At 70.9% G+C, this 13,385-nt stretch carries 12 protein-coding genes; 3 read left to right on the top strand and 9 right to left on the bottom strand.

Annotated features, from left to right (window positions below; all coding sequences use genetic code 11):
• The 4 genes from IG08_RS0125350 to IG08_RS0125335 are packed head-to-tail and all read right to left on the bottom strand — an operon-like array spanning position 1 to position 4,267.
• Positions 1-717, bottom strand: a complete 717-nt coding sequence (locus IG08_RS0125350; RefSeq protein WP_052424880.1) for a hypothetical protein — start codon at positions 715-717, stop codon at positions 1-3.
• A 21-nt stretch (positions 718-738) separates the two neighbouring features.
• Positions 739-1,521: a 3-oxoacyl-ACP reductase gene (locus IG08_RS0125345; protein WP_030606594.1), complete on the bottom strand. Its 783-nt coding sequence runs from the start codon at positions 1,519-1,521 to the stop codon at positions 739-741.
• Positions 1,518-2,891 carry an aldehyde dehydrogenase family protein gene (locus IG08_RS0125340; RefSeq protein WP_030606591.1) on the bottom strand — a complete coding sequence of 458 codons (1,374 nt, stop codon included), beginning with the start codon at positions 2,889-2,891 and terminating at the stop codon, positions 1,518-1,520. Before IG08_RS0125340 ends, IG08_RS0125345 begins: the two co-directional genes overlap by 4 nt.
• Positions 2,892-2,902: 11 nt before the next feature.
• Positions 2,903-4,267 (bottom strand): glutamine synthetase family protein, encoded by a 1,365-nt coding sequence (locus tag IG08_RS0125335; RefSeq protein WP_030606588.1) that lies wholly within the window; start codon positions 4,265-4,267, stop codon positions 2,903-2,905.
• Positions 4,268-4,361: 94 nt separating this feature from the next.
• Between IG08_RS0125335 and IG08_RS0125330 the strand changes: the two genes are divergently transcribed.
• On the top strand, positions 4,362-5,096 hold the full coding sequence (locus tag IG08_RS0125330) for a FadR/GntR family transcriptional regulator (RefSeq protein WP_030606585.1): 735 nt from the start codon (positions 4,362-4,364) through the stop codon (positions 5,094-5,096).
• 71 nt (positions 5,097-5,167) lie between these two features.
• Positions 5,168-5,857 carry a gamma-glutamyl-gamma-aminobutyrate hydrolase family protein gene (locus tag IG08_RS0125325; protein ID WP_030606583.1) on the top strand — a complete coding sequence of 230 codons (690 nt, stop codon included), beginning with the start codon at positions 5,168-5,170 and terminating at the stop codon, positions 5,855-5,857.
• Between the two features lie 31 nt (positions 5,858-5,888).
• Here IG08_RS0125325 and IG08_RS0125320 read toward each other — a convergent pair whose 3' ends face one another.
• Positions 5,889-6,830, bottom strand: coding sequence for a LysR family transcriptional regulator (locus IG08_RS0125320; RefSeq protein ID WP_030606580.1), 942 nt, complete (start codon positions 6,828-6,830; stop codon positions 5,889-5,891).
• Positions 6,831-6,900: 70 nt separating this feature from the next.
• Between IG08_RS0125320 and IG08_RS0125315 the strand changes: the two genes are divergently transcribed.
• A complete protein-coding gene (locus IG08_RS0125315; RefSeq protein WP_030606577.1) occupies positions 6,901-8,025 on the top strand; it encodes a TDT family transporter in 1,125 nt (374 codons plus the stop codon).
• Here IG08_RS0125315 and IG08_RS0125310 read toward each other — a convergent pair.
• From IG08_RS0125310 to IG08_RS0125295, 4 genes are all read right to left on the bottom strand, one after another.
• A complete protein-coding gene (locus IG08_RS0125310; RefSeq protein ID WP_030606573.1) occupies positions 7,937-8,656 on the bottom strand; it encodes a helical backbone metal receptor in 720 nt (239 codons plus the stop codon). The two genes, IG08_RS0125315 and IG08_RS0125310, sit on opposite strands and share 89 nt — an antisense overlap.
• Before the next feature lie 4 nt (positions 8,657-8,660).
• Positions 8,661-9,230: a helix-turn-helix domain-containing protein gene (locus IG08_RS0125305; protein WP_030606570.1), complete on the bottom strand. Its 570-nt coding sequence runs from the start codon at positions 9,228-9,230 to the stop codon at positions 8,661-8,663.
• A gap of 418 nt (positions 9,231-9,648) precedes the next feature.
• Complete coding sequence (locus IG08_RS0125300) at positions 9,649-12,264, bottom strand: ABC transporter permease/substrate binding protein (RefSeq protein ID WP_030606568.1); 2,616 nt, start codon at positions 12,262-12,264, stop codon at positions 9,649-9,651.
• The gene (locus tag IG08_RS0125295; protein WP_030606566.1) at positions 12,257-13,345 is read right to left on the bottom strand and encodes a quaternary amine ABC transporter ATP-binding protein; all 1,089 of its coding nucleotides are present in this window, start codon (positions 13,343-13,345) and stop codon (positions 12,257-12,259) included. The genes IG08_RS0125300 and IG08_RS0125295 overlap by 8 nt, the downstream gene beginning before the upstream one ends.
• Positions 13,346-13,385: the final 40 nt, after the last annotated feature.

Below are 13,385 nucleotides of genomic sequence, written 5' to 3'. Positions count from 1 at the left end.
TCAGTCGGCCGGGCCGATGCCCCGGGCGATCTCGTCCATGTCGGCGAGCGGCGGTCCGTCCGGACCCGCGTCGAAGACGAAGCGGACGACGAGCGGCGACTTCCTGCCGACGCCGGCCGGAAGGGCCAGCGACTGCACATAGCCGCCGGGGCCCCGGGCGGTCCTCACCCGCCAGCGCACGAGGTACCCGGGGCGGCCCGCCACCGCGACCTGCCCGGACTTCACGCTCTGGTGGGACTCGATGCCGCCGTAGGGGCGCCGGCCCAGGGCGTCGCGGTCGTAGGCCCGGTGGGCCGCCGCCGGGATGTCCTCCTTGGCGAGGGCCTCGGCGGACTTCCCGTCGTTCAGGGGCACCGCGCGCGTGAGGACCGTGCCGTGCCGGCAGCGGCCGACGCCTGCGGGACAGTCGTAGACGCCGTCCGTGGTCATGGCGACGCCGCCCCGGTCGACGCTCTTCGGTCGGACCCAGCCCTCGGGCAGCGGCAGGGTGATGCCGTGGAGCCGGTCCACCACGACGGCCGGGTCGTCGGCGGCCGTGGAGGTCACGGCCCCGGGCACGGTGTCCGCCGCCACCCCGCCGCCGTCGTCCTCGCCGAGCGCGAGCGCCCCGGTGACGATCGCGGCGACGAGGACGGTCCCGGTGGTCGTGAGGGCCACGGCTTTCGCGCGTCCGGAGGCCTCGTCGGTGTACCGGCCGGATGGCGGCGTCACGCTCATCCCGGCACTGTAGGGCGCGATTTACAGCGGTGTGACGTACGCCCCCGAGATGCCGCCGTCCACGAGGAAGTCGCTGGCGTTGACGAAGGAGGAGTCGTCGCTGGCCAGGAAGGCGACGGCGGCGGCGATCTCCTCGGCCTCGGCGAACCGGCCGACCGGGATGTGGACGAGACGGCGGGCGGCCCGCTCGGGGTCCTTTGCGAACAGCTCCTGCAGGAGCGGGGTGTTGACCGGGCCCGGGCAGAGGGCGTTCACGCGGATGCCCTCCCGCGCGAACTGCACGCCCAGTTCGCGGGACATGGCCAGAACGCCACCCTTGGACGCCGTGTACGAGATCTGGGACGTGGCGGCGCCCATCCGCGCCACGAAGGACGCCGTGTTGATGATCGAGCCCCTGCCCTGCCGCTGCATGTAGGGAATCGCGGCCTTGCAGCACAGGTAGACGGAGGTGAGGTTGACCTCCTGGACGCGCTTCCAGGCCTCCAGGCCGGTCTCCAGGATGGAGTCGTCGTCGGGCGGCGAGATGCCCGCGTTGTTGAAGGCGACGTCGACGCTGCCGTAGGTGTCGTACGCCGTCCTGAACAGGGCCTCGACCTGCTCCGGGTCGGTGACGTCGACCTTCACGAAGATCCCGCCGACCGCCTCGGCGGCCGCCTTGCCGCGCTGCTCGTCGACGTCGCCGCAGACGACGTGCGCGCCCTCGGAGGCGAGCCGGCGGGCGGTGGCGAGGCCGATGCCGCTGCCGGCTCCGGTGATGACTGCGGTACGGCCGACGAGGCGGCGGCACACCATCTGTTCGGTCACTGTGCGGGGCCCTCCGTGCTGATGAAGACGTTCTTGGTTTCGGTGAAGGCGGCGAGGGCGTCCGGGCCGAGCTCGCGGCCGACGCCGGACTGCTTGTAGCCGCCGAAGGGGGTCCAGTAGCGGACGCTGGAGTGGGAGTTGACGGACAGGTTGCCGGCCCGGACCGCCCGGGAGACGCGGAGCGCGCGGCCTACGTCACGGGTCCAGATGGAGCCGGAGAGGCCGTACGGGGTGTCGTTGGCGAGGCGGATCGCGTCCGCCTCGTCGGTGAAGGGCAGGAGCACCGCGACCGGGCCGAAGATCTCCTCCCGGGCCGCCTCGGAGTCGTGCCGCTCCCCCGTGAGGACGGTCGGCGCGAACCAGAAGCCGGGCCCGGCGGGGGCGCTGCCGCGCAGGGCCGGGGCGTCGTCCGGCACGAACGACCGTACGCGGTCCAGCTGCTGACGGGAGATCAGCGGGCCCATCTGCGTCTTCTCGTCGGCCGGGTCTCCCACGACGACGGCGGACAGCGCGTCGGCGAGCAGCTCGCGGACCTCGTCGTACACGGACTCCTGGACCAGGATGCGGGTGCGGGCGCAGCAGTCCTGGCCGGAGTTGTCGAGGAAGGAGAAGGGGTCCACGGCGGTCTTGAGATCGGCGTCCGCGAAGACGATGTTCGGGCTCTTGCCGCCGAGTTCGAGGGTGACCGGCTTGACCAGGCGGGCGCCGCGCTCCATGACCTCGCGGCCGGTGCGGGTGGAGCCGGTGAACACGATCTTCGCCACGTCGGGGTGGTCGACGAGGGCGCGTCCGGCGATGTGGCCGTGTCCGGGGAGAACCTGGAACAGCCCCTCGGGCAGGCCCGCCTCCAGGGCGAGTTCGGCCAGTCGCAGGGCGGTCAGCGGGGTCGTCTCCGCGGGCTTGAGGATCACCGCGTTCCCCGCCGCCAGCGCAGGAGCGGTCCCCCACGCCGCGATCGGCATCGGGAAGTTCCAGGGCGCGATGACGCCGACGACGCCCAGCGGTTCGAGGATCGTGATGTCCAGGCCGCCCGGGACCGGGATCTGGCGGCCGGTAAGCCGCTCCACTCCCCCGGCCGCGTAGTCGAGCAGATCGCGGACGTTGCCCGCCTCCCAGCGGGCGTTGCCGACGGTGTGTCCGGCCTCCCGGACCTCCAACCGGGCCAGCTCTTCGAGGTGTTCGTCGACCGCGGTGGCGAACCGCCGCAGCAGCCGGGCCCGGTCGCCGGGCGCGAGGGCGGCCCAGGCGGCCTGGGCCTTCGTCGCGCGTACGACGGCCGCGTCCACGTCGGCGGCGGTCGCGGCCGGGACGGTGGCGACCACCTCTTCGGTGGCCGGATTGAGTACCTGGAGCTCAGGCTCGTACGACAAGGAAAGACCTCTCACATGCGTTCGAAGGAGCGACGCAGCTCCCAGTCGGTCACCGCGGCGTCGAAGGCGTCCAGCTCGACCCGCGCCATGTTGCGGTAGTGCGCGACGACCTCGTCGCCGAAGGCGGCCTTGGCGATCGGGCTGTTCTCCCAGAGCTCGGCGGCCTCGCGGAGCGTGGTGGGCACGTGGGCGTACTCGGCGGTGTACGCGTTCCCCGCACACGCCTCGGGAAGCTCCAGCTTCTGCTCGATGCCGTACAGCCCCGCCGCGACGAGTCCGGCCACCGCGAGGTGCGGGTTGACGTCGCCGCCGGGCAGCCGGTTCTCGAAGCGCATCGAGCGGCCGTGGCCGACCACTCGGAGGGCGCAGGTGCGGTTGTCGTGGCCCCAGGCGACGGCGGTCGGGGCGAAGGAGCCCGGCTGGAACCGCTTGTAGGAGTTGATGTTGGGGGCGTAGAGCAGCGAGAAGTCGCGGAGTGCGGCCAGCTGTCCGGCGAGGAAGTGGCGCATGACGTCCGACATGCCGCCCTCGCCGTCCCCGGCCATGGCGTTGTTGCCGGCGGCGTCCGCGAGCGAGAGGTGGATGTGGCAGGAGTTGCCCTCGCGCTCGTTGTACTTGGCCATGAAGGTGATCGACACACCCTCCTGGGCGGCGATCTCCTTGGTGCCGGTCTTGTAGATCGCGTGCTGGTCGCAGGTGACCACGGCCTCGTCGTACTTGAACACGATCTCGTGCTGGCCCGGGTTGCACTCGCCCTTGGCGGACTCGACGGTGAGGCCGGCTCCGGTCATGTCGTTGCGGATGCGGCGGAGCAGGGGCTCGATGCGGCCCGTGCCGAGCACCGAGTAGTCGATGTTGTACTGGTTGGCCGGGGTCAGCCCCTGGTAGCCCGCGTCCCAGGCCTGCTCGTAGGTGTCCTTGAAGACGATGAACTCCAGCTCGGTGCCGACCTGGGCGGTGAACCCGTGCTCGGCGAGGCGCTCCAGCTGGCGGCGCAGGATCTGCCGCGGGGCGGCGACGACGGGCGATCCGTCGTTCCAGGCGAGGTCGGCGATCAGCATCGCCGTGCCGGCGTTCCACGGGACGCGGCGCAGGGTGCTGAGGTCGGGGTGCATGGCGAAGTCGCCGTAGCCGCGGTCCCAGGAGGACATCGCGTAGCCGTCGACGGTGTTCATCTCGGTGTCGACGGCGAGGAGGTAGTTGCAGCCCTCGGTGCCGTGGTGGAGGACCTCGTCGAGGAAGAAGCGGGCGGCGAACCGCTTGCCCTGGAGCCGCCCTTGCATATCGGGGAAGGCCAGGACGACAGTGTCGATCTCACCGCTCGCGACGAGGGCGTGCAGCTCCTCGACGCCGAGCGGGGGTGTGCGGTCTGCCACGGAACGCTCCTTCGGCTTCTTCGCGCTTTTTCGACCGGGCCGGAAGCCATAAGGTATTGCGGAAGACCATTGCTTGGGAAGGGGGCGCGGCCACATGACAGTGGACGCTGACGACGGCCCGGACGACCGGCTCACGCCGGTGCTGCGGCCGGTGCGGGCGGGCAACGGTTTCGAGGAGGCGCTGGAGCAGATCCTGCAGGTCGTACGCCTTGGCCTGGTGCCGGGCGGCGAGCGGCTGCCCGCCGAGCGGGAGCTGGCGGAGCGGCTCGGGATCAGCCGGGTGACCCTGCGGGAAGTGCTCAAGGTGCTTCAGGATCAGGGGTTGGTGGAGTCCCGTCGAGGGCGCTACGGCGGGACGTTCGTGCTGCCGAAGTCGGACGCGGGCGGCGAGGACGAGCTGCGGCGGCGGATCACCGAGGTCGACATCGAGGACGTGCTGCGCTTCCGGGAGGTGCTGGAGGTGGGGGCGGCAGGCCTGTGCGCGACCCACGGCCTGACCGAGGAGCAGGCGGACCGGCTGCGCGAGGCCCTGGCCCGCACGCAGGACGCTCCGCTGTCCGACTACCGGCGCCTGGACACGCTGCTCCACCTCACCCTGGCCGAGCTGTGCGGCTCGCCGACGCTGACCGCCCAGTACGCGGCGGTACGCGCCTCGGTGAACGACCTCCTCGACTGCATCCCGCTCCTCGTGCGCAACCTGGAGCACTCCCAGCGCCAGCACGCCGCGCTGGTCGACGCGGTGCTCGACGGGGACGCCGACGGGGCGCGGGAGATGATGCGGGAGCACTGCTCGGGGACGGCGGCGCTGCTGCGGGGGTTCCTGGCGTGAGACGGCCTTGCCGTGCGGGGTGACTCTCGGCAAAGGTATGCAAGCAGTCCATTGCTGGAACGGGAGGGCGCATGGCGGGCAGGCCGCTGATCGGTGTCAGTACGTATCTCGAGGCCGGGGCGCGCTGGGGCGTGTGGGAGCTGGAGGCGGCGCTGCTGCCGGCCGGGTATCCACGGCTCGTGCAGCGGGCCGGCGGCCTCGCCGCGATGCTCCCGCCGGACGCCCCGGAGTACGCGGCGGCGGCCGTGGCCCGGCTCGACGGCCTGGTGATCGCGGGCGGCCCGGACGTCGAGCCGGTCCACTACGGCGCCGAGCGCGACCCCCGCACCGGGCCGCCCGCGCCGGCCCGGGACGCGTGGGAGCTGGCGCTGGTCGACGCTGCCCTTGCCGCCGGCGTCCCGCTGCTGGGCATCTGCCGGGGCATGCAGCTGCTGAACGTCGCCCTGGGCGGCACGCTCGTTCAGCACATCTCCGGCCATGCGGAGGTGCCCGGCGTCTTCGGCCGGCACCCGGTGAAGCCCGTACCGGGCACGTCGTACGCCGCCGCCGTCCCGGAGGAGACCTCGGTACCGACCTTCCACCACCAGGCCGTGGACCGCCTCGGCTCGGGGCTGATCGCCTCGGCGTACGCGGCGGACGGGACGGTGGAGGCCGTCGAACTCCCGGGTACGCACTGGGTGTTGGGGGTGCAGTGGCATCCGGAGATGGGGGAGGATCTGCGGGTGATGGAGGCGCTGGTGTCGGCCGCCGCGGCCGGCTGAGCAGGGTTTTTCGCGGCGGGGGCGAGGAAACTCAGCCTCGCGTCAGCGACAGCAGTTCCCTCGCCGGCCCCACCGGGCGATGTCCCGTCGGCCATACCGCGCGCAAGTCCCGGGCCAACGACACCCCCTCCACCGGCACGCTCACCAAGCGACGCATCGCCAGCTCCTCCCCCACCGCCAGTTCGCTCAGGACCGCCGGCCCCGCCCCGCTCACCGCCGCCGCCTTCACCGCCGTGGTGGAGGACAGTTCGATCAGCGGGCGGGCCAGGCCGCCCAGTGCCGTGTCCAGGACCTGGCGGGTGCCTGAGCCCTCCTCGCGGAGGATCAGGGGGGTCGCCGCCAACTCCGCGGCCTCCAGAGGGCGTCGGCGACGGGCCCAGGGGTGGCGTGGGGCCGTCACCACGATCAAGTGGTCGTGGGCGATGACCACCGAGTCGAGGCCCGTCGGGATCGTGAGGCCCTCTATGAAGCCAAGGTCCGCCTCGCCAGCCAGCAGTCGCTCCGCCACCGCCGCCGAGTTGCCCGCGAGCAGTGACACCGCCGTGTCCGGACGCGCCGCACGCAGCGCCAACAGCCAGCCCGGGAGCAGGTACTCCGCGATCGTCATGCTCGCCGCCACCCGGAGACGGGAGTCGCGGCGGTCGCGCAGGGCTTGGGCACCCGCGTCGAAGGCCTCGGCCGCCTCGACGATCCGGCGCGCCCAGTCCGTCACCAGCGCGCCCGCGTCCGTCAGCCGGGAGCCGCGCGGTGAGCGGTCGACCAGTGCCACGCCCAGCTGTCGTTCCATGGAGCGGACCCGGCTGCTGGCCGCCGGCTGGGTGATGCCCAGCTCGCGTGCCGCCCCGCCGAGACTCCCGAGCCGCGCCACCGCCAGCAGCAGTTCGAGCGCTCCGAGGTCCGGCACCCGGTGCGCGATCGAGCCACCCGTCGACGGCGCCGACCGCCCGTTCTCCTGCCCCTCCACGCTGCTCATAACCTCAGCTTATGCCCTCATAGAGACATACTCCCTGGTCCTGGACGTATCCCGGCGAGACCGTGGACACATGGTCACCACCGTCCGTCACCTCGGACCCAACTGGTACGCCTCTGTCATGGGCACCGCCATCGTCGCCACCGCGGGAGCCACCCTCCCCGTGCACGTCCCCGGCCTGCGCACCGTCCTCGTCGGTGTCTGGGCCCTCTCGTTCGTCCTCCTCGTCACACTCCTCTGCGCCCGGGCCCTGCACTGGATGCACCACGGCGACCAGGCCCGCGCCCACCTCCTCGACCCGGCCGTGGCCCCCTTCTACGGCTGCCTCTCCATGGCCCTGCTCGCCGTCGGCGGCGGCGTCCTCACGGTCGGCCGGGACTGGATCGGCATGCAGGCGGCCGTCGCTCTCGACTTCGTCCTGTTCACCGCCGGTACGGTCGTCGGGCTCGCGGCCGCCGTCGCCGTGCCGTACCTCATGGCCGTACGCCATCGGGTCGCGCCGGAGCAGGCCACGCCCGTGTGGCTGCTGCCCGTCGTCGCACCCATGGTGTCCGCGGCGCTCGGGCCGCTCCTCGTGCCGCACCTGCCGGAAGGACAGGCTCAGGAGACCCTCCTGCTCGCCTGTTTCGCGATGTTCGGGCTCAGTCTCCTCGCGACTCTGATCATGCTGCCGATGGTCTTCACCCGGATCCTCGCCGGTGGACCGCTCCCCCTCGCCCTCACCCCGACCCTGTTCCTGGTCCTCGGTCCGCTGGGCCAGTCCACCACCGCGGTCGGCAAGTTCGCGGACGTGGCGCCCGGAGTCGTGCCCGCTCCCTACAGCCAGGGCTTCGCCGTGTTCGCCGTCCTCTACGGTGTGCCCGTCATGGGGTTCGCGCTGCTGTGGCTCGCTCTCGCCACCGCCCATGTCGTGCGGGCGCGGCGGAACGGGATGGGGTTCGCGATGACCTGGTGGGCGTTCACCTTCCCCGTGGGTACCTGCGTCACGGGGGCCGAGGCGCTGGCCCGGCACACCGGGCTCGTCGTCTACGACTGGCTCGCGGTCGGCCTGTACGTCGTCCTCGTGGCCGCCTGGGGCACGGCCGCGGTGCACACCACGCGCGGTGTCCTCAGCGGCGTGCTGCTCGCAGGGCCTCGCCCAGTACCCGTGGTGCTTCGGCCAGCGACGGTCCGTACCACGTCAGGTGCCGTCCGCTGACCAGCGCGCAGGGCAGGCCCGGGAAGGCCTCCGGGCCGTCCCCGGGCGTGAAGCGGTACGGCTCGTCGGGGAGGACGACGAGGTCCGGTGCCGTCGCCCGCAGCTCCTCGATCGGGACGCGCGGGTAGCGCTCCGCGTGGGTCGCGTACAGGTGGTCCACCCCGAGTCGGGACAGCACGTCTCCCGCGAACGTGTCCCTGCCCAGCACCATCCACGGCCGCCGCCAGACGGGTACGACCGCCGTCGTACGGCGCTCCGGCGGCGGGAGGGCCGACCAGGCCTCCTCCGCCTCGTCCAGCCAGCGCGGCCGTACCGCCGCCCCGCAGGCCGCGAGCACCCGCGCCAGTTCCCGGAAGGCCTGCGGGACGTCCCGCACCTCGGTCACGAGCACCTCGACGCCCGCCTCTCGCAGCACGGCGAGGTCGGGTTCGCGGTTCTCCTCCTCGTTGGCGATCACCAGGTCGGGGGCGAGCGCGAGGATCGGGTCGGTCTTCGGGTTCTTGGTGCCGCCGACGCGGGTCACGTCGAGGCCGGCCGGGTGGGTGCACCAGTCCGTGACGCCGACCAGGACGCCGGGGAGCGTCACGGCCACCGCCTCCGTCAGGGACGGGACCAGTGAGACGACCCTCACCGGCTCACCGGCGAAGCCGGTCCTGGACCGCCTCGATGTGCTCGGCCACCGCGACGACGACCACGCGGGTGTCCGCCACGGTCGCCCGCCAGCGGTGGCGCACGCCACCGGTGAGGTACAGGGTGTCGCCGCGGCCGAGGCGGTAGGCACGGCCCTCGGCCTCGATCTCCACCGCGCCGTCGGCGACGTACATCAACTGGTCGTTGCGGTGCTGGAATTCGCGGCCCGCGTCGTGGTCGCCGGTGAACTCCGAGGCGTGCATCTGGTGGTGACCGCGCACCAGGGAGCGCACCTGGGGGGTGTACCCCGTCTCGGCGCCCTCCGCGCGGACGACGTCGACGCTGCACGCCGGGTCGGCGGCGGCGAGGAGTTCGACGGCGGTGGTGCGCAGGGCGTCGGCGACCTTCTCGAGGGAGCTCCGGCTGGGCCGGGCCCGTTCGTTCTCGATCTGGCTCAGGAAGGGGACCGACAGGCCGCTGCGTTCGGCCACGACGGCGAGGGTGAGCTCCAGTGCCCGACGCCGGCGGCGTACGGCCGCGCCCACCCGAAGTGGCTGTTCTTTGTGGTCGCCCATAGCTCCGGCTCCCTCCTTCGCTCGTCGGTCCGCTGCCTTCGCGCCACGGTTCGCGCGCACTGCTCCTGATGAGTTGTCTGCACCCTACGCATGTTCGGCAAACCGTTTCATGCGCCCGTCACATCGATGTCACACTGCATGCGATCGGACCTCACACTTCTCGCCAGTGAATCAAACCCCGAAAGCGCCGGGCGACGACCCGGATCGCCCTCCGATGGCGGGATAGCACCCTTACATCCACCCGCTACCGCCGAACTCTCCCCACGGGCATCGAAGTTCGGGCGGTGGCGTAGCGCTATGTGGTTGGCCGGATCCTTTTCGTGGGCGAAAGCCCCCGACACGGCCCGAGGGGCGGGCCCCACCACACGCTGTCAGGACGCGTGGGGAGACCCGCCCCTCGGGCGGCTCGGTACGACGGCTACTGCGGGGTCATCCGGTCGACCATGTCCGGGTGCTCCTTCAGCCACGCGGCGACCGCTTCCTCCTCGTGGCCCTGGCCGAGCTTGTTGATCTCGGCCTCCAGGCTGCCGAGCTCGGACTCGCTCATCTTGAAGTTCTTGATCCACTTGGTGAGCTGCGGGTACTGCTCGGGGAACTTCTCGTTCGAGATGGTGCGGATCGTGTTGCCCTCGCCGAAGAGCTTCTTGGAGTCCGTCAACTTGGTCAGGTCGTACTGGCTGTACGCCCAGTGCGGGGACCAGAGGACGACGGCGACGGGCTCCTTCTTGGCGTACGCGCGCTTCAGCTGGGCCAGCATCGCCGGTGTGGAGCCGTCGACGACCTCGTACTCCTTGTCCAGGCCGTAGCCGGGCAACACCTTCGTCTTGAGCAGGTTCATCTCGCCGGTGCCCGGTTCGATGCCGATGATCTTCCCGTCGAAGAGGTCGGCCTTGCCCTTGAGGTCCTCGTAGGACTTCACGTTCTTGACGTAGGAGGGCACCGCGACCTCGAGTGAGGTCGGTTCGTACCAGGTACCCAGGTCGGCGAGTTTGTCCTTGCTCTTTTCCCAGTAGTTCTGCTGGGCGTACGGCAGCCAGGCGTCGAAGTTGAGATCGAGGTCGCCCGACGCGAGGCCGGTGTAGACCGGGCCGACGTCCATCTGCTTGAGGTTCAGCTTGTAGCCGCGCCGCTCCAGGACGTTCTTCCAGAGGTAGGTGACGGCGATGTCCTCGTCCCAGGGGAACCAGGCCACGTCGATGGTCCGCTTGGCCTCGGCGGGGGTGGAGGTGTCCGCCACCGGTGCCAGCTTGTCGACGACGCCCGGGTTGGCCTTGAGCCACGCGCGGACGGCGTCCTGCTGCTTGCCCTTGCCCGCCTTGTTGATCTCGGCTTCCAGGCCGGTGAGCTGCTTCTCGCTCATCGTGAAGTTCTTCAGCCACTTGGCGACGGTCGGGTTCTCGCCCGCGAAGCCCTTGCGGGCCACCGTGTGCACGCCGTCGCCCTTGCCCCAGGCGCCCTTCGGGTCCTTCAGCTTCTTCAGGCTGTAGTCGCTGTACGCCCAGTGCGGCGACCAGAGCGTGACGACGATCGGCTCCTTCTTGGCGTACGCGCGCTTCAGCTCGGCCAGCATCGCGGGCGTGGAGCTGTCGACGACCTTGTACTCCTTGTCGAGGCCGTACTCCTTGAGGACCTTGGTCTTGAGCAGGCTCATCATTCCGGCGCTGGACTCGATGCCGGTGATCTTCCCGCCGAAGGTGGCGGCCTTGCCCTTGAGGTCCTCCAGGGAGTCGATGCCCTTCATGTACGAGGGGACGCTCAGCTCCAGGGAGGTCTCGCCGTACCAGGCCCCGAGGTCGTCGAGCTTGCTGCCGTACGTCTTCCAGTACTGCTCGTGGGTCGTCGGCAGCCAGGCGTCGGTCTGGAAGTCGACGCTGCCCGAGGCGAGGGAGGTGTAGAGCGGTCCGGCGTCGAACTGCTTGGCGTCCACCTGGTAGCCGCGCTCCTCCAGGATCTCCTTCCAGAGGAAGGTGGAGGCGACGCCCTCGTCCCAGGGGATGTAGCCGATGGTGACCTTCTTGCCCTGGCCGACGTCCTTGCTGTCGACCACCGGGGTGGCATCGTTCGAGTTGCCGCCGAAGATGCCCATGCCGCCGCCCAGGAGGGCGAGGATCACGACGCCGACCACGGCGACCTGCGCGCGGGGCCGGTAGGACCAGATCTTCAGGCCGCCCTGGACGGCACGCGCCTTGGCGGCGGCGCGGCGGCCCAGCGGGGAGACCTGGGTGCCCAGGGCGTTGGTCATGCGGTCCAGGTAGATCGCGAGGATCACGATGGCGACACCGGCCTCGGAGCCGAGACCCACGTTGAGCTGGCCGATGGCCTCGTTGACGCGGCCGCCGAGGCCGCCGGTGCCGACCATGCCGGCGATCGCGGCCATGGACAGGCCGAGCATGATGACCTGGTTCACGCCGGCCATGACGGTGGGCAGCGCGAGCGGGAGCTGGACGCGCAGCAGGGTGTCGCGCGGTGTGGTGCCGAACGCGTCGGCGGCCTCGACCAGTTCCTTGTCGACCTGCCGGATGCCCAGCTCGGTCATACGCACACCGGGAGGCAGCGCGAAGATCAGGGTGGCGACGATGCCCGCGGAGGCGCCGGAGCCGAAGAACAGGATCGCCGGGATGAGGTAGACCATCGCGGGCAGCGTCTGCATGAAGTCCAGCACGGGCCGGACGAGTCCGCTGACCCGGTCGGAGCGTGCCGCCCAGATGCCCACCGGCACGGAGATCACCAGGGCGATGATCGTGGCGACGAGGACGAGCGAGAGGGTCACCATCGCGTCGTCCCACAGTTCGAGGGAGTCGATGAAGGCGAATCCCACGAAGGTGAGGAGACCGGCCGCGGTGCCGCGCAGCCAGAAGGCGAACACGGCGAAGATGCCCGCGAGGATCAGGGGTTCGGGCGCCTGGAGGACGGCGTCGATGCCGTCGTAGGTGCCGGTGAAGACGGTCTTGAAGAAGTCGAAGAGCCACGACACGTGGTTGAGCAACCAGTCGACGGTGTCGTTGACCCAGTCGCCGAGCGGAATCCTAGGCACGGGTCACCGCCTTGTCGCCGCCCTTGTCCCGGGGGGAGTCGCAGGCAGCCGGGGCACCCTGTTCGTCGCCGAGGAAGCCGATGAGGCGTTGTCTGGGTACGCGGCCGACGAGTTTCCGTTGCGCGTCGACGACTGCCACGGGGTGCGTCAACCGGGCGCTGATCGCGCAGAGTTCACCGAACGGCGTGTCCGGCGTCGCGGTCTCGCAGCCGCAGCTGATCTCGTCGCCGCGGACGTCCGTGTCCATGACGGCGGAGGCGGTCAGCACGCGGGAGCGGTCGACGTCCTGGGTGAAGGAGGCCACGTAGTCGTCGGCGGGCCGGATGAGGATGTCCTCAGCGGTGCCGATCTGGACGATACGGCCGTCGCGCATGACGGCGATGCGGTCGCCCAGGCGCATGGCCTCGTTCAGGTCGTGGGTGATGAAGACGATCGTCTTCTTCAGCGTCTTCTGGAGCTGGAGGAGCTGGTCCTGCATGTCACGCCGGATCAGCGGGTCGAGCGCGCTGAAGGACTCGTCCATGAGGAGCAGGTCGGCGTTGGTGGCGAGGGCGCGGGCGAGGCCCACGCGCTGCTGCATGCCGCCGGACAGTTCGTCGGGCCAGGACTTCTCCCAGCCGGCCAGGCCGCACAGGCCGAGTGCCTCGACGGCGCGCTCCTCCCGCTCGCGGCGGGGCACGCCCTGGACGGCCAGGCCGTAGGCGGCGTTCTCCACGACACTGCGGTGCGGGAAGAGCGCGAAGTGCTGGAAGACCATGCTGATCTTCTTCGCCCGGACCTCGCGCAGTTCGCCGGCGCTGAGCGCGGTGAGGTCCTGGTCCTCGAAGCGGACGTGCCCCGCGGTCGGCTCCAGAAGGCCGTTCAGCATGCGCAGCAGCGTCGACTTTCCGGATCCGGACAGGCCCATGACGACGAAGATCTCGCCCGGTTCCACGGTGAAGGAGGCGTCGATCACGGCGGCGGTGGTGCCGTCGGAGCGCAGTTCCTCACGGTCGGCTCCCTCTCGGAGCCGTTCGACAGCGTTGTCCGGTCGTCTTCCGAACACCTTGTAAAGGTGTTCTGCCTCAAGCCTTGATGACACGCGTACCTCTCGTCTCTGCGGCCGGTTGGGGAGACGAAGG

The organism is Streptomyces fulvoviolaceus (assembly GCF_000718165.1).
Lineage (GTDB): Bacteria > Actinomycetota > Actinomycetes > Streptomycetales > Streptomycetaceae > Streptomyces > Streptomyces fulvoviolaceus.
The sequence above is the reverse complement of the archived record's forward strand: the minus strand, read 5'-3'. Positions and strand labels throughout refer to the sequence as shown.